The 16,474-nt window shown below is 58.5% G+C and carries 10 protein-coding genes; 6 read left to right on the forward strand and 4 right to left on the reverse strand.

Annotation, left to right across the window (positions count from 1 at the left end; genetic code table 11):
• The first annotated feature begins 1,582 nt into the window (after positions 1-1,582).
• Together NYE40_RS09975 and NYE40_RS09980 are read left to right on the forward strand one after the other, a co-directional pair.
• Positions 1,583-2,698 carry a glycosyltransferase family 2 protein gene (locus NYE40_RS09975; RefSeq protein WP_339279850.1) on the forward strand — a complete coding sequence of 372 codons (1,116 nt, stop codon included), beginning with the start codon at positions 1,583-1,585 and terminating at the stop codon, positions 2,696-2,698.
• Between the two features lie 137 nt (positions 2,699-2,835).
• The gene (locus NYE40_RS09980; protein ID WP_339279851.1) at positions 2,836-3,579 is read left to right on the forward strand and encodes an SH3 domain-containing C40 family peptidase; all 744 of its coding nucleotides are present in this window, start codon (positions 2,836-2,838) and stop codon (positions 3,577-3,579) included.
• A gap of 86 nt (positions 3,580-3,665) precedes the next feature.
• Here NYE40_RS09980 and NYE40_RS09985 read toward each other — a convergent pair whose 3' ends face one another.
• The 3 genes from NYE40_RS09985 to NYE40_RS09995 form a co-directional block, all read right to left on the reverse strand.
• Positions 3,666-4,112 carry a ribonuclease domain-containing protein gene (locus NYE40_RS09985; RefSeq protein ID WP_339279852.1) on the reverse strand — a complete coding sequence of 149 codons (447 nt, stop codon included), beginning with the start codon at positions 4,110-4,112 and terminating at the stop codon, positions 3,666-3,668.
• Positions 4,109-4,384: a barstar family protein gene (locus NYE40_RS09990; protein WP_028599603.1), complete on the reverse strand. Its 276-nt coding sequence runs from the start codon at positions 4,382-4,384 to the stop codon at positions 4,109-4,111. The genes NYE40_RS09985 and NYE40_RS09990 overlap by 4 nt, the downstream gene beginning before the upstream one ends.
• A gap of 81 nt (positions 4,385-4,465) precedes the next feature.
• On the reverse strand, positions 4,466-4,906 hold the full coding sequence (locus NYE40_RS09995) for a ribonuclease domain-containing protein (protein WP_028599604.1): 441 nt from the start codon (positions 4,904-4,906) through the stop codon (positions 4,466-4,468).
• 213 nt (positions 4,907-5,119) lie between these two features.
• Here NYE40_RS09995 and NYE40_RS10000 point away from each other — a divergent pair, with 213 nt between their 5' ends.
• Together NYE40_RS10000 and NYE40_RS10005 are read left to right on the forward strand one after the other, a co-directional pair.
• Positions 5,120-6,658, forward strand: coding sequence for an ATP-binding protein (locus NYE40_RS10000; protein WP_339279853.1), 1,539 nt, complete (start codon positions 5,120-5,122; stop codon positions 6,656-6,658).
• Positions 6,648-7,361 (forward strand): response regulator, encoded by a 714-nt coding sequence (locus NYE40_RS10005; protein ID WP_028599605.1) that lies wholly within the window; start codon positions 6,648-6,650, stop codon positions 7,359-7,361. The genes NYE40_RS10000 and NYE40_RS10005 overlap by 11 nt, the downstream gene beginning before the upstream one ends.
• Before the next feature lie 271 nt (positions 7,362-7,632).
• Here the strand turns inward: NYE40_RS10005 and NYE40_RS10010 are convergent, their stop codons facing one another.
• Positions 7,633-7,824 (reverse strand): hypothetical protein, encoded by a 192-nt coding sequence (locus NYE40_RS10010; protein ID WP_127464330.1) that lies wholly within the window; start codon positions 7,822-7,824, stop codon positions 7,633-7,635.
• Between the two features lie 879 nt (positions 7,825-8,703).
• Between NYE40_RS10010 and NYE40_RS10015 the strand changes: the two genes are divergently transcribed.
• Together NYE40_RS10015 and NYE40_RS10020 are read left to right on the forward strand one after the other, a co-directional pair.
• Positions 8,704-9,903 carry an S-layer homology domain-containing protein gene (locus NYE40_RS10015; protein WP_028599606.1) on the forward strand — a complete coding sequence of 400 codons (1,200 nt, stop codon included), beginning with the start codon at positions 8,704-8,706 and terminating at the stop codon, positions 9,901-9,903.
• Positions 9,900-16,388 (forward strand): CARDB domain-containing protein, encoded by a 6,489-nt coding sequence (locus NYE40_RS10020; RefSeq protein ID WP_084137409.1) that lies wholly within the window; start codon positions 9,900-9,902, stop codon positions 16,386-16,388. Before NYE40_RS10015 ends, NYE40_RS10020 begins: the two co-directional genes overlap by 4 nt.
• Positions 16,389-16,474 lie beyond the last annotated feature (86 nt).

A 16,474-nucleotide genomic window follows, 5' to 3' on the forward strand; every position in this document is an offset into this window, starting at 1 on the left:
AGGCCAGTCGCACCTGTAATACCAGTTGCGCCAGTAAAGCCGGTCGCCCCGGTCGCACCGCTAGAACCTGTCGCGCCTGTGTCTCCAGCGAAGCCAGTCGCACCCGTGTTGCCAGTCGCACCCGTGGCCCCAGTTGCACCAGTTGCCCCCGTAAAGCCAGTGGCCCCGGTCACACCCGTGGAGCCAGTAGCGCCACTAGAACCCGTCGCGCCCGTCTCGCCAGTGAAGCCAGTCGCCCCTGTAAAGCCGGTCGCTCCAGTTGCACCAGTCGTACCTGTAAAGCCAGTTACTCCGGTCGCGCCAGTGTCTCCCGTGGACCCGGTCGCACCTGTCGCACCCGTAGCGCCAGTCGTCCCCGTAAATCCAGTTGCTCCTGTCGAGCCAGTGTCTCCAGTGGCCCCGGTAGAACCGGTAGCCCCAGTGACGCCAGTAACTCCGCTCGCACCCGTAACGCCAGTCGCGCCAGTGAAGCCAGTCACCCCTGCGACTCCGCTCGGACCCGTAGCGCCGGTCGCCCCGGTTGCACCCGTGGTCCCCGTAAAACCAGTCACCCCGGTCAAGCCCGTGTCTCCAGTCGCCCCGGTTGCGCCAGCAGCCCCGGTCGCACCGCTAGAGCCAGTCGCGCCCGTGTCTCCAGCGAAGCCTGTCGCACCTGTGATGCCAGTCGCACCCGTGGCCCCAGTAGCTCCAGTCGTACCAGACACGCCAGTAGCACCAGTATCGCCTGTAAAGCCGGTCGCACCAGTAGCGCCAGTCGTACCTGTAAAGCCAGTGGCCCCGGTCGCCCCTGTGGTGCCAGTAGCTCCGCTAGAACCTGTCGCCCCAGTCGCACCGCTAGAACCGGTTGCACCCGTAAAACCGGTCGCCCCTGTTGCACCAGGATCCCCCGTCGCCCCAGTAGGGCCCGTCGCCCCAGTCGCACCGCTAGAACCGGTTGCACCCGTAAAACCGGTCGCCCCTGTTGCACCAGGATCCCCCGTCGCCCCGCTAGGGCCCGTCGCCCCAGTCGCTCCACTAGAACCTGTTGCACCCGTAAAGCCCGTCGCCCCAGTCGCCCCCGTGCCGCCCGTCGCTCCTGCAACACCTGTCGCCCCAGTCGCCCCGGTGCTGCCCGGAGGCAGCAAAGGCACGATCAGGCCAAGCTCTTCATTCACCAGCGCCTTGATTTTTCCGGCATCACAAGGCCGGCAGGGAGCCTTCGGCCGCCGCCGCTTCCTCTGGCAAGGCTTCATGCCGCCGCTCGGCCGAGTCGCCTTGCGTCGCTTGGGCTTCGCGCATGCCTTCCGGCCCTCCGCCTCGATAAGCCGCTCCAGCTTTCGCGCCAGCTCTTTTCCCGACCAGCGCTTATCCGCCAGCGTAGCAGCGCACCGAAGCAGCCTGCGCAACGATGGGCGGGATTTGAATCGTTTCTTGCCGCGCCTTGAAGGGGCCACTCTCCGCCGCTCCTTTCTAGCTGCCGAGCGCTCGAGAGCGGTCGGTCCTTCGATGTTGCCTGTATATGCGGCACGAGGCCGGGAGGTGAAGCCGCGCTAGGCATGGAGAGCGGAGAATGCGAATACGGTGGAGACAGGAGGGATGAGCTGTGATCACGATCAGCCTGTGCATGATTGTCAAGAACGAGGAGGCGGTGCTGGCACGGGCGCTGTCCTCCGTCCGGGAAGTCGTGGACGAGATCGTCATCGCGGATACGGGCTCCGAGGACCGCACCGCAGAGATCGCGGCTTCGTTCGGAGCGAGGGTGGAGCCGTTCGAGTGGATCGACGATTTTGCCGCCGCGCGCAACTTCTCCTTTTCTCATGCCAAGATGGACTACATCCTCTGGCTGGACGCCGACGACTACGTCGAGCCGCAGGACGCCGAGCGCCTGCTGGAGCTGAAGCGGACGCTGGACCCTTCGATCTGGCGGGTGACGATGCCGTACGTGCTCAGCCGCGGGGCGGACGGGGAGCCGTTGTCGAGCCTGCGCCGCAACCGCATCGTGCGCAGGGATCGCGGCTTCCGCTGGATCGGGGCGGTGCATGAGTATCTGGACGCATCGGGACCTCATCTGGACGCCGATGCGGCGGTGCAGCACGGCAAGGACAAAGCCTATACCGACCGCAACCTGCGCATCTACCGGCAGCGGCGGGAGCGGGGAGAGGCGTTTTCGGTGCGCGATCTCTATTACTACGCCAACGAGCTCAAGGATCACGGCATCCATGACGAAGCGGCGATCCATTACGAGACGATGCTGCGGACCGGCGAAGGCTGGGTGGAGGACAATCTGCAGGCTTGCATGAAGCTCGCGGCGTGCTACGAAGCGCTCGGGCAGCCGGAGCTGCGGCTGCAGTCCGCCTTGCGCGCGCTTGCTTACGACAAGCCGCGGCCGGAAGGCTGCTGTGCCATCGGCAACGCCTTGTTCGACAGCGGCAGCTACGGCATCGCGGCCTATTGGTACGAGCAGGCGCTGAAGGCGGATTGGCCGTCGACGATGGGCTTGTCCGATCGTACGGCCGGCACCTGGTATCCGCATCTTCAGCTATGCCTCTGCTATGACCGGATGGGGCTGTACGCCAAGGCGCATGAGCATAACGAAGCTGCGCTGCGCCTATTCCCGGATCATCCGAGCATGCTGCACAATCGGGCCTACTTCCGGCAGACGCACGGTCTGGCGGGCGAGGGGGAGGCAGGAGAGGAAATAGAGGAAATGAAAGGTTAGAGCTTTCTCATTTATTTCTAACAAAGGGCGGCCGAGCCAAGCCGTCCTTGGTTTTCCGCTCTTTGTGGAAAAATATAGGCCGATTCATTTCTGGTATGCTCAGGGTACAACTTGCACCCAAGGAGGAAGCATCCAGAATGAACAACAGTTGGGTAAGCCGAAACAAGATCAAGGTGGCGCTGAGCGCGGCAATCGCTTTTGGAGCCGTAGGAGGAGCCTGGATTCCCGCCTCGAGCACCGTTTCGGCGGCGGCATCCTACGAGACCAAGATTACATATGGCGTCAACATGAGGGTTCAGGCAAGCGCCGGATCGGACAAGATCCGCATGCTGAAAAAAGGAGAGCAGGTCCACGTCGTCGGCCAGGCGAACGCCTACTGGCTGCATGTGCTGACGCCGCGAGGCGAGAGCGGCTATATTTCCTCCTCCAGCCAATATTCGACGTACTCGGGACCGAGCGGCTCGACCGGCGGCACGACGTCCCCGGGCGTCTCCTCCAAGCGAGACCAAGTCGTCTCGATCGCGCAGAGCTATATCGGACGAGTCAGCTACGGCTACGGCGTCCGCAACGAATCCCGACTCATTTTCGACTGCTCGTCGTTCACGCAGTTCGTCTACGGACAAGCCGGCGTCAGCCTGAAGTGGGGCACGAGCGTGCAGAAGAGCCAAGGCAAGGCCGTCAGCCGGGCCAATCTGCAGAAGGGCGATCTGATCTTCTTCGATACGGTCGGCTCAAACAACGGCGTCATCAATCACGTCGGCATCTACATGGGCAACGGACAGTTCATCCACAACACGCCTTCGGCGGACGGGGTGGCGATCCACAGCCTGACGAGCGGCTGGTGGAAGGACCGTTACGTCTCCTCGCGCAGCGTGATCTGAGCAACAACAAGCGGCGCATGCAAAAAAGCAGCTCCTCGCACGGCCGGAAGACGGCCGCTCGGGAGCTGCTTTTTTTCATTCTGCGATCAAGGAGCCGTCCATTCCCGGAACGACTTGTAATGGTCCTCGGTGACGTAATAGAGGCCGTCATTGGAATAGACGACCCGCTTCGCGTTGCGGCAGCCCGACTCGTACTCGGCATCCGCTTCCCGCCAGATCCGGCCGGACTTGGCCGGCAGCAGCCCCTCGCGGTTCTGGAAGCGGTCGCCGCCGATGCTCGCTCCGGGCAGCACGTCGGCGAGATTGCAGGACTTGGCGTCCCAGCCGCGCTTCCGGGCCTCGGCCTTGGTCAGGAAATGCTCCGGCAGCTCGCCATGCTCCCGAAGATGGCCGATGATCGTAGCGAAGCTGTTGTCCGCGCCGTCCGCTCCGGAGCCGCCGCGGGCTGCGTCCTCCGTCCGCAGGGCGCAGCCCGCGGCCAAAAGGACAGCGAGCAGCAGCAGGCAGCCTGCGCGGAACAAGCGGAGCTTCATTCGACGCTCACCTCGAAGCCGTCCAGCTCCGACTCGACGTCCTGCAGCAGCTGCAGGAGCGCGCGCGCGGCATCCTCGCCGAGACGAACCCGGCTTTCCTCGAAGCGCAGCCACCGCAAGCGGAGCGGCGGCGCGGCATAGTCGCCGAGGCAATCGTAGAGAGCGTCGAGGTTGCGGCCGTAATGCTCCGGAAAGCCGAACTGCTCCGCAAACCAATCGTGAATGTCGTTCCATGCCTGCAGCTTGCTTCCGTCCAGCAGCAGCTCTCTCATGTCGAGACCCCCTTTTCCAGCCTGCCATGGCAAGGGACTTGCCGTTTCCGGCAAGTCCCTCTCCGCTTCTAGTCTACCATCTCAGTTCCACTTCGTGAAGGTGACGTAATGATCGCTCGTCGTGTAGTACAGGCCGTCATTCGAATAGAGGACGCGGGAAGCGTTGCGGCATCCGGAGCTGTAGTAGGCGTCCGCTTCCTTCCACGTCCGTCCGCTTTTGGCCGGGAGCTTGCCCTCGCGGTTCTGGAACGTATCGCCGCCGATGCTGTAGCCCGGAGCGACGGTCGCCAGATTGCACTGGCTCGATACCCAGCCGCGGCTCGTCGCCTGGCTTTTCGTCAGGAAGTTCGGGGGCAGCTTGCCGTTCGCCTTCAGGTAGCTGATGATGCCGGCAAAGTCCGTAGGCCCGGACACCGCGGCGGCGGCGGACGGAACGGCTTGCAGCCCGAGCTGCGGCGAGCTGCCGAGGACGAGCGCGAGAACAAGAGAGATGCTGGCGATGAGACGGACGACGGATTTCATGACTTCATGCCTCCTGACATCGAATGGATTGGAATTCGCTCCGATTATACCAACGATTGGAAGAAAGAGGGCTATACATTTTGTAAAGCGCGAGCCGGACAGACTGTCGGAAAAAATCCGCATTCTTTATATTATTTTTACGGCTGCGCGCCGGGCTTGGGGCGGCTCGGTGCGGTATAATGGGACGATATCGGTTGGAAAGGGTGACGGAGCATGGCGGAAGCAGCCGCACAGCCGGGCTGGCTGCCCTATGCGGCGGTAGTGGCGGGCACGGCCGCCCTGACCGCGCTCATGCGGGTTCCCGAGCTGGGCATGGATCCGGTCAACGCGGCGCTGATCTATTTGTTTCCGATTCTGATCGGAGCGGTCTACGGCGGACGCGGTCCGGCCGTCGCCGCAGCGGGAGCAGGCATATTGGCGTTCGATTTCTTCTTCGTGCCGCCGGTGCTCAGCTTCACGGTGGCGGACCTGCGCTATCTGGTCTCGTTCGCCGTCTATCTGGCCGTGGCGCTGCTCACGTCGGAGCTGGCCGGACGGCTGAAGCGACAGGTGCGGCAGGCGGTCACGCAGCAGAGGCAGACGGCGATCCTGTATGACATCAGCCGGAGCATGAGCGACGTAGCGGATGTCGAGTCGCTCGTGCGGACGTTCCGGGCGGGCATCGGCAGCCTGACCGGAGAGGAGACGGTCTTTTATTTGCCGGGAAAAGACGGACGTCTCGTCCGCTACGGCGCCGACCCGGCGGCTGCGCCAGATGTGGAAGAGGAGCGGATGCGGCGGATCGTCGAGAGCGTCGCCCGGCAGGAGGCCGGGGACGCGGGCAGCATCCGCATCCTGGACGGAGCGACGCTGCTGCTCCCGCTGACGGCCGAGGAAGAGTCTCTCGGCGTGCTGCTGCTGCGGGGCGACCCGCAGCAGGCAGGGGCGTGGCCGGCGGACCGCACCCGCTGCGAGGCGATGGCCGGCCTGGCGGCGGGCGCTTTGGCCCGTATCCGCAGGGGCGAGGAGGCGAGGCTGGCGCAGGTGACGGCCGAGTCGGAGCGGCTGCGGGCCGCGCTGCTCGACTCCGTCTCGCATGAGCTGAGGACGCCGCTCGCGGAGATGATCGGCTCGAGCAGCGCCCTGCTGGAATCGGGGGCGCTGTTCGGCGAGGAGGAGCGGCGCGAGCTGCTCGTCTCGATCCGCGGAGGGGCTTTGCGCATGAACCGGCTGGTGGCCAATCTGCTCGGCATGGTCCGGCTGGAGAGCGGCCTGCTGCGGCTGAGGCGGGATTGGGTCGGCACCGACGAGCTGGTCGGCGCGGCGCTTCGCCAGCTGAAGGAGGCTCGGGGCGACCGGGCGGTCGAGCTGCGGCTCGGCGATCCCGCCCCTCTGCTGCGGGGAGATCCGGTGCTGCTGGAGCAGATGCTCGTCAATTTGATCGGCAATGCGGTCAAATATTCGCCGGACGGCAGCCGGATCGTCATCGCCGCCGAGGAGCGGGAGGGCTTCGTGCGGATCGCCGTCCGCGATGAGGGCATCGGCATTCCGGAGGCGGACCGGGAGCGGATTTTCCAGAAATTTTATCGCAGCGGCAATGCAGCGTCGGTGACCGGGACGGGACTCGGCTTGTCCATCGCCAAGGCGGTCGCCGAGCTTCATGGCGGCTCGATCGCCGCCGGACCCGGGGACGGCGGCATCGGCGCCGTCGTGACCGTCGAGCTGCCGGCGGCTGCAACGGACCAGACAGGAGGCGGAGAGCATGACGAATAAGGCGGGTGGAGCGCGCATCCTGCTCATCGAGGACGAGCCGCAAATCCGCAAGCTGCTGCGGATGACGCTGCAGGCGCATGGCTACGAGGTGCAGGAGAGCGTCACGGGCGAGGACGGCCTGCTGCAGGCCGCGGCCGGGCATCCCGACCTCGTGCTGCTCGATCTCGGCCTGCCGGACGGTCCGGGACTGGACGTGCTGAAGCGGCTGCGCGAGTGGTCGCCGATGCCGGTCATCGTGCTGACGGCCAAGGACGGCGAGGAGGACAAGATCGAGGCGCTCGACAGCGGGGCGGACGATTATGTGACCAAGCCGTTCGGCACGGGGGAGCTCGTCGCGCGCATCCGCGTCGCCCTCCGCCATGCGGCGGGCGGCCCGGCGGCCGAGCCGGTGCTGCGGTTCGGGCGGCTGACGGTCGACTTGGCGCAGCGGATCGTGGAGCTGTCGGGGGAGCGGGTGAAGCTGACGCCGACCGAGTACGATCTGCTCAAGGCGCTCGCGCAGCACGCGGGCAAGGTGATGACGCAGAAGCAGCTGCTCCGGCAAGTATGGGGACCGGGCCATGTCGAGTCGGAAGGCCATTATCTGCGCGTCTATGTCGGCCATCTGCGCAAGAAGCTCGAGGACAACGCGGCCGATCCGCTCTATATCGCGACCGAGCCGGGCATCGGCTACCGTTTCCTGACGGGCGAGCGCGAGAGCTGATCGGGCGGGATGCCAGCAGCGGACAGACCGTCGGTTTCGCAAGGAGCAATGGCCCTAATTTGCCGTAAATTTAAAACGAATATTAAAAATGGGAGAGCAGGAGTAGGCAAGAAGTGTCCAAGATGGTTCCAACAACAAGGCATCGGCACCCAGTTACTGGGAGCCGATGCCTTGTTGTCGATGAATTTTTCGAGCCGCTTAGAAACGGTACCTTCTTCAGTGGCCTCAATCTCTTCGAAGCGTTTTTCCGTCTTTTTAGCCCCTCATTGAATCAGCGCGTTCGGTTCCCGCTAGGAGACATTTGGCTAATAACCTCAATCTGCTTTCGAGCCGTTTCCATTTTGTAGACCTCGTCGTCTGCTCCACCTTGAACAGAAAATTCCGCAATGGCCGAAACCTCATATACGCCCGGATTTTTAAACCGGTACGGATGCTTTTCTGAAATAACCTCGCTTCCTGCCATTGGATGCACAACCCCTATATCGTTCCTTGCAATCATGTTAATCGACTTACCGGTGTATGACATAATAAAACACGGGCTCTCCACTTAAGATCTCGACTCTCCGTTCCGTCTTATTCATTAATTCAACGTCAATCGTAAAATCCTCGTTTGCTTTAACTTGCTGTGGAACCGAAACATGAACGGAGAAAAGCTCGTTTGCAGCGTTTGATGTGGCGGATGGAGTGCCGTTTATCTTAGTAGTCATTGATTCATCAGGTCCCGAAGATTGGCAGCCCAACAATGCTAGAAAAAGGATAATTACCAACTTGTTCAAAATAAACACCTCCAGCTCCGCAGACGTACCATAATATGCTTTTGTTTCACTTCAGTTGGGTTAAGATTTTTGTTACTGCTTAGGTCTTCCTTTACACGAAGAGGGCCTTTTTTCTTCATAAAGAGGAAACCGACGCCGCGTGTCGAAGGAATGACGAACCAGATTTTGGTGAGGTTATACTGTGAAACCGACCGTACAGATGGTGGATAAAATGAGCAAAGGGACTCCGGAGATTGAGATTGGCTCCTGATCGCTGCGAAGCCGACAGTTTGCCACGCCGATTTTGCTCCATCAGCAGGGAAGGCGCAGAGGACTGCAGCTGATGATCGACTTGGATAACCGAATAGAGATCCGCTACGGGAAGCACCCGTTCGCATTTGCCCCACGCGAACAGGTGCTTTTTGCCTTTTTATGGGTTCTAAAGGATGCAATTGGTGTCAATCCCGGTAGGAAATTCCGATAAAGAAGGGAGTCAGGAATGGAACAATCGATGATTTTTAGTGGCATGAGCCGCAGCGGAACGACTGCGGAACCCCAAATAACTTAACCGATGGAGGATGAACGATATGAAGATGAAAAAAACGTGGATGGCTTTGACGATGGCGGGATTGCTGATGGGGACGACGAGCGGAGGGACGTTGCTGTCGAAGATCGGGGCTGCTTCTGCCGCTTCTGAGGCTGCTTTCACTGACGTGAAGCCGTCGGCGTGGTACTACGCCTCGGTGGCCAAGCTCGCTGGAAAGGGGCTCGTCAACGGCTGCGGAGACGGCCTGTTCTGCCCCGACCGGTCGATTACTCGCGCCGAGTTCATCAAGATGACCGATTCCGCGCTGGGGCTTCCGGTAGGCGAAGCGGCGGCGGGCCAAGCCTGGCATGTGCCGTACATTCAAGCGGCGGTCAGCGCCGGCGTCCACAAAACGAGCGACTTCAACGACAACTGGTCCCAGCCGATCAGCCGTCAGGAGATGGCGCGGCTCGTCGTACGGGCCGTGGACGAGAAGCTGCGGCAGGCAAAAACAACCGATCCTCAGCTCGTCTATGAAGCGACGAAGCGCGGCATTCTGTCCGGCTTGTCCGGAGGCGAGCTGGGTCTGAAGGAAAGCTCGACGCGCGCACAGGCGACGGTCATCATCGACCGCATGCTGACGCTGCTTGCCGGCGGGACGCTGCCGATGGACAAGCGGGCGGCGTCCTATGCCGAAGTGGCGTACACGGGAACAAACGTCGAGACGATGTGGGGCGGGAAGTTCCGGCAGTTGCCGTTCAAGGCTAACATTCGACCATATATAGATGGTGAGTTTAAGCAAATCATCATTATTGATATGGACGACAAAAACAGTCCTTATATGAATTGGGTACCAAAATCTTCATTTGAACCAGTAAACAAGCTCGATCCAGCAGGCATCCATCGTCTTACCTACAAACCATGGAAAGACGAATACCTTGTCGCATTCAAGGTTAACGTCACGAACACAAAAACTGAAAAATTGAGCATGCCTTTCATGTCTATGATCAGTCTGCCCCATTTCATCTTTGCTTTACACATGCCTTACGGTAGCAAAGGACCCCTTGGATCAAACTGGCACTTTGACATGAGAACGATCCATTCCCAGGAAATATGGGCACTTTATTCAATCAGTAAAGAGAAGGTTAAAGAAGCGTCAACTTACAATAATGTTTTCTTTTATTTCGAATCTTTCGGAAATGATAAACATAAGATTCTGCTTAACGAAGAAGGCAGGATCTTCGGGGGCAAAATTCAATGAAATCAAAAATCAGTGTGATGTTACTCCTTGCGCTTCTAATGCCATTATTTGAGGTTTTCTCCTTCCCTCCAAACTCGATTGCCGAAGCAGCTGAAGCAACCAACTGCAAATCTACTACAATAACCGGCAACGGGGGCGGGCTCCACAACTCAGACATAATTGAAGGGTTAAAAACCGCAACCGTTAAGAAGTCTGGATGCAAAGTAAAGTCCTGGTCTTTTGAAATTAACGGGAATCAAAAGGGCCAATTAGGAACCTACGATGAAGGTAGCGGCCAGATAGCATTACCGCCCGTAAATGGCGTACCCGTCGAGCTCACCGGGCAAAGAGAATCAAGAATGTATTATGATATTTGGCGGAAGTCAGATGGCAAGGGTTGGACAATCCAGGTAGGAGACACTCCGTCCTACACCTTTATAGCTGACTCATCGACTTATCAGAATGGGGTGTCTCAATATCCTGGAGCTATTCCTGAGAAAGACAGTTCAGGACAAACCATCGATTCCAGACTGCGCTATACGGATGGCTCTGCTGCTGCGTGGTCGGATGAGCTGGGGGTGCCTGATTTTTACCGCAAAGACAAAAAAACTACCGATAGAGTTCCAACTGATAAGATTAAACTTTCTTCCGTAAAAGTCATTGAAGCCGAATCTTTAGGCTTTCACGAAGTTACCGCTAAAGGAAATGGAAAGCCAGGTTACGGCTACGTAAAAGTCAAACTGCAATTAAATGCCACTAACAATATAAACGGAGTTCATTGGATAGCCCTCTCTGGCAGTTCAGGAAACGTCCAAGGTAGGCGCTATGAACCAATAAACACCGAAACAACTTGGGCAGCTCTTACCTACGAAATAAGTTATTCGGTAAACGTCATCTACGATCCAATTGACAATTCTAAACCCGATTTAGTCGCAGACAACATCCGATCATCAGGAAAAATAGAAATCGGAAAACCGATGACCTTTACAGCCGACTATCATAACGACGGCGTCGACATCAACAAAGCCTTCACGGTAAACGTAAAAGACGTCGGTACAGGGACGGTCTTGAAATCCGAATCCGTTCCCTCCATGAAGGCGGGGGCGAGCCGGTCGCTCACGTTCAGCAGTACCTTCACGTCGAATGCGCCTAAAACGTTCCGGCTGACGGTCGATTCGGCCAACACGATCGACGAAGCCAGCGAAACGAACAACACGGTAGATGGAACATTCTCGCCGGGCGAAGCACCGACGCCTACACCCCCTCCTCCTAGCAAGGATTTTGGAGGGAACTTTGACGTCACGCCCCCGTCCATCGACTATGGCGACAGCTTCACGCTTCGCCCGAAAGATCCGGAATTCGAGCAATGTAAATATCTGCGCCACATGTACACGTTCAAGCGCGGCTCCAGGGAAGGCGTGACGGGCTGGTTCCACAGTTGGTCCGACACGACGATCGAGCGTAAAGATTACCCAAGTGCCATCAGCACCGGGACGCATCAGGTCTACATGACCCTGATTACCGACTGCGGACAGAAGGAAATCGGCCCCCGCCCGCTGGAAGTCAAAAACCCGCCGAACAACCGCCCGCCGTCCGGCAAAGCCGCCTTTGTTCGGCCCAGCAACCCGACGGTTCCCGTAACCTCCGTTGTTGAAGGCGAAACCATGTACCTAATCGTTCTGCATGATCCGTCCATCCCCTCCCCGTTTGATCCGGATGGCGATGAAGTGACTTTTGATGGATTTGATTTTGCAAACGGGAATAGCGCATGGATAAAGAGCCTGAAAGGAAGATATCCGGAAGGCAGCTGGGGCATGTACGAAATTCGCATGGACACTCCTGGTGTCCACACCGTGAAAGGCACGCTCCGCGATCCGTTTGGAGCGACCGGTGAGGTTTCGGCTTTCATCAACGTCCAGTCTAAAGGCCCTATTCCCATCATCAAGTGCCCGGACGAAGTCATCGAGAACCATTACATACCAGACGCCTTGTTCGACTCCAGCAAAAGCTACAGCCCCGTCTTCGCTGCGATCGATCACAGTCAAGATGAATGGATCGGAAGGCAGTCTTCCTATGTAAACGGAACGCAACAAAACATCACGGTCGAGGTCCAGCTGAACGTCTACGACGTTGAGGGGAGAAAATCAGAGCAGCCGGCCAGATGCACGATCATCGTCAAGCCCGACCTGCCTCCGATCGCCAAGCTCGACGTGCCGAAGCTAGGGATACGGAACGAACCGAACGTCATTTTGAACAAGTCGTTCAGTCCGGACGGCGACCAGATCGTCTCCGCCATCTACCGCTTCAAGTACGACGCGTTGAACAACGGCTTTCAGGACGATGCCTGGCAGACGATTGTCGGATCGAAGGAAAAGGTATCCTTCACGGCCCCTAAAGTCGGCAAGTACCTGTTCTGGACCGAAGTCACCGACGACTTCAACTTGAAGGACAATACGGATGACGAACCGATCGAAAGCTACACGCTGAACATCGTCAACAACGCGCCGGAAGTCTCCTTCGACTTGAAGGGCAAAAACCCGCAGCCGGATCTCGATGCGAGCACGACGATCCGTCCGGAGAAAATGATTACGTGGCCCGTCTATGTAACGAATACGAACGAAACGGTATTTGATCGGTCGCGGCTATGGAGCGTCGACGGAGGAAGCCTCATCGGCGGAGACGCCAAAAACTTCGGAGATGCCCAAAACAACACCTATTCCTTCATGCGCTATGGCGGCGAAGTGGAACTGATTAACGGCACGAAGCCAAACAACGGCTTTGGCGCCAACGCCCTTTCCCCTTGGCGAGCGTTGACGAATACGGCCTATTTCAACGATTACTTAGCGGATGAGAACGGGCGGCAAATCGAGGCGTACAGCATCTCGTACACGCAGTACAATGAAATTCCGAAAGTTCGGTCCAACAAGAAACATGTCATCTTCAGCATTTCTAATTATTCAAACTACCAAGGTAAGATGAAGATCTACGGATTGAATCCTAAGAAACTCTCGCCTCTTGTCCAAGGCAATAATCCTTATGACTGGAAAGCCAAGAAATGGAGCAAAGGAAGTCCGTATGATTATGTCATCAACCTGGGTCCATTTTCACGAAAAATGACATGGGAGCTCTCCGGTCCATACTTGTACGTCGTTCTTTCCTCTGTTGACGATGTCATCATTCGGCGTTACGATGCCGCAAACGGAACCCTTCTTCAAGAAACGACCGTGCCATCCAATATGAACCGGTTCACGGACAAAGTGAACTGGAACTTCAAGGATTGGGTCATTCACTCCACGACTTCTGGAAACGGCGTTGTCTTGAAAATGGAGAGAGATTTCAGCTCTGGCGGCAAAGACAACTACCAGGTCGGGAGCGCGTACGCGCACTTTGTTTCGGTCAGCCCCAACATGACCCTTACAACGCTGGGTTCCATTCAACGGCAAATGAACCGACCGACCCCTTGGGATCTTGCCGATTATCCATACCGGGCCGCGCCGGAGATGTACCTGGATCCCGAAGGAAACACCTACACCCTAGAAGGCTATGGGTATAAGCAAAACGAGTATCGGGACATGACCCTATTCTTCGATTTGACGATCAACAAATACGACAAGAACATGAATCTCATCTGGAGCCGATACTTATCTGAGCCAGACCAGCAGATGGCGCTGAACTCCAATTCAATCGGCATGTTCGCAGGGGCGGGCGGCTATTACGGCTACAACCCGATGTGGATGAACACATTCGCAAACGAGCTTTATGTCGATGTTTATTTCATGGGAAGCGAGCCTTACCTCCCGACGCGAATAACAAAGGTCTTCAACATGAAGTCAGGTGCTACACTCCAGAATTTATCCAACTGGAATAACGCGACCTTCAACTGGGACGGATCTTCTCAGGGGACAGACTTCTCTACTCGGACAGCCGATGGATACATCACGAACTCTACGCCGTACAATCAAGGAAACTGCACAGCCGACGGCCAAGTCTACAATCCGAGCGGTTCCTTGGTGATAAGCTATCGCGGCTGTACCTTCTTCCGCGAATACGTCGGGGATGGATCACTCTTCGCGTTGAAGCGAATCCCGAGAGAAAACTCCGAGCCGAATGCCATGATCTGGTTTACCTCTGGCGCTCCATCGACAACGCCGCTCGTCAAGCAGACGTTCACGAACGGCCAGTTCGTCTCGGACGTCTCGCTGAGCGACGCGGAAATGAAGTACAGCCAGCGCATGCTCGACGTTGATGTAGACCAAGAAGCGATGGGCTTCAGCTTCCGCATGCAAGACCCGCGAAACCGCTATGCCGTGGAGTCGAATGGCCACTCGCTGGATCTTGTGAAATACGTGAATGGCAGCCGGACCGTGCTGCAGGCCGGCAGCTATCCGTTCGAATCGGACGTGAGCTATGGCTTCAAAGTGAAGACCGTCGGCAGCAAGATCGAGGTTTTCCTGAACAACATCCCGATCCTGTCGGCGACGGATGGCCAATTCCTCGAAGGCAAGTTCGGCTACTTCGCGAACAAGGCGTATGTCAGGTTCAGCGCCTTGACGTACAAGGCCGTCGACAGCAAAGTCGAATGGTCGGCCGACTACGCCATTTGGGATGAAGGAACGGCCAAGGCGGAAGTCCAGTACGACAGCATCCAGTTCCTCGATCCGGAGAACGATCCGAAGGCCGGCTCGTACCGCTGGAGCTTCGAGCACACGCCGCGTTTCCTCAACAATCAGGGCCTTTCGGCGCTGCACGGAAAAACGTTCGAGAGCGAGCAGCTCGCCTTCGACAAAGTCGGGGATTACCTCGTGCAGCTGCGAGCCCAGGACGATCCGCATCCGGACTACCGGTATCCGGACAATCGATTCAGTGAATACCGCAAGGAGAGCAATCCGTTCGTAAAGAAAGTAACGGTTCATCGCCGCCCGGTATCGCAGTATACGGTGACGCTATCCGGAGACGGAAAAGTCATCTGGACCGACAGCAGCTACGATCCGGATCGTTACGAAAGCCCGAGCAACTATTCGACCGAAGCAACCGGCATTGAATATCGGTTGACGCGAGGCATTCTGGAGAAGAAGTTCTACTACACGACGCCTTCGGGGGACACCTTCTACGAAAAGCTCGTGACGCCGCAAGAAAAAGGCATGTACGAAATTGGGATGGCCGTAAAGGATGAGTACGGCGCATGGTCGGCCTACACCGTCAAGACGCTCCATGTCACGGTGACGGGCGCGAACAATACGCCGCCAGTGCCTGGCTTCAACCAAAGCCATGTGAACACGTATCGAGGCGTGACGATCACGTTCGACTCCACCGCATGGGACAAAGAGGACGGCGGCCGCGAGAACCTGCCGCATACGTGGTACTTGAGGAATCGGACGACGAACGGAGCCGAGACGATCGCAAGCGGCAGCCGGACGAGCTGGCAAAAGAGCTTTAGCACGATCGGCACCTTTGAAATCCGCCAGCGCGTCGAAGACTCGCTCGGTGCCGAAGCGCAAATCACCAAGACCGTGACGATTCACAACCAGATCCCGTCCGCTCAAATCACCGTGCCGGCGAGCTCCGATCCGAATCAGCCGACCAAACTGATCGAATTCAGGCCGCTTTTCCAGTGGAGCTACTGGGATGCAGACAGCGATGAACAGAGCCGGTATCAACTGAGGATTTATCGCTACGGCGGCGAATTGCTCCGGGATACGGACATTCGGCCGGGCAAGGACCGCAGCTGGCGCCCTACGACCGACCTTCCGGAGAAGGTCAACCTGTACGTGCAGGTCCGCGCCTACGACGGCTTCGATTGGAGCGCCTGGAGTGCGCCGAAGTATTTCTATCTCGAGACGAATCGCCCGCCAGTGGCCGATTTCGACTGGACGCCGAGGCCGGTCTACGAAGGCGACCCGATCCAACTGCTCGACCGCTCGTCCGATCCGGACGGAGACGCGCTTACGGCGAAATGGACCGTGCTCGACCCGTCGGGCCGAACGAGCGTGCATGCGGCTCCGCCGCTCCTTGAACGGTCCTTGCCCGGCACCTATCAGGTGACGCTGACGGTCAGCGACGGCAAGGCGGAAGCGACGGCGGCGAAGCCGATCTCGGTCGTGCCGCTTGGACTGAGCGCCGATGTCGGCCATACGGCGGACTGGAAGGAAATCCATGACCGGCTCGGCCACGAGACGGCGCAGCATCCGAAGGAGTTTTATGCCGGAGAGAAGCTGATCGTGCAAGGCTATCCGGTCCCGGCTCCGGTGCTGCAGGTGACGGCGAGCTTGACGGCCGGAGGCGGGCTGGACGCACGCACCATCCTGAAGCCGGTGACGGCCGATCGCCATTATGCGGGCGAGCTGCATGACGAGCGGTGGGCGCATTTGACGGATGGACTGTCCAAGGGCGACTATACGATCCGCTTCGAGGTGGTGTACCGCAACGGCACGCGCAAGACGGCGGACGTGCCGATCCGCATCATCGGCTCGGCGCTCGGCGCCGCGGGTGTGCACCGCAAGCAATAACGGCGTCAAACTGGACTCGCCGCAGCGGACCTGGATCAGCGGAGGAGCTTGGCGTCGAACGACCGGACCGTCGAAAAAACCTGGCC

This window comes from Paenibacillus sp. FSL W8-1187 (genome assembly GCF_037965485.1).
Taxonomy (GTDB): domain Bacteria; phylum Bacillota; class Bacilli; order Paenibacillales; family Paenibacillaceae; genus Paenibacillus_O; species Paenibacillus_O pasadenensis.

Bases quoted from the DNA above. Each gene is read 5' to 3' on its own strand.
- NYE40_RS09980 (WP_339279851.1), top strand. From the start codon at position 2,836: ATGAACAACAGTTGGGTAAGCCGAAACAAGATCAAGGTGGCGCTGAGC.
- NYE40_RS09985 (WP_339279852.1), bottom strand. From the start codon at position 4,112: ATGAAGCTCCGCTTGTTCCGCGCAGGCTGCCTGCTGCTGCTCGCTGTC.
- NYE40_RS09990 (WP_028599603.1), bottom strand. From the start codon at position 4,384: ATGAGAGAGCTGCTGCTGGACGGAAGCAAGCTGCAGGCATGGAACGAC.
- NYE40_RS09995 (WP_028599604.1), bottom strand. From the start codon at position 4,906: ATGAAATCCGTCGTCCGTCTCATCGCCAGCATCTCTCTTGTTCTCGCG.
- NYE40_RS10000 (WP_339279853.1), top strand. From the start codon at position 5,120: ATGGCGGAAGCAGCCGCACAGCCGGGCTGGCTGCCCTATGCGGCGGTA.
- NYE40_RS10005 (WP_028599605.1), top strand. From the start codon at position 6,648: ATGACGAATAAGGCGGGTGGAGCGCGCATCCTGCTCATCGAGGACGAG.
- NYE40_RS10010 (WP_127464330.1), bottom strand. From the start codon at position 7,824: ATGGCAGGAAGCGAGGTTATTTCAGAAAAGCATCCGTACCGGTTTAAA.
- NYE40_RS10015 (WP_028599606.1), top strand. From the start codon at position 8,704: ATGAAGATGAAAAAAACGTGGATGGCTTTGACGATGGCGGGATTGCTG.
- NYE40_RS10020 (WP_084137409.1), top strand. From the start codon at position 9,900: ATGAAATCAAAAATCAGTGTGATGTTACTCCTTGCGCTTCTAATGCCA.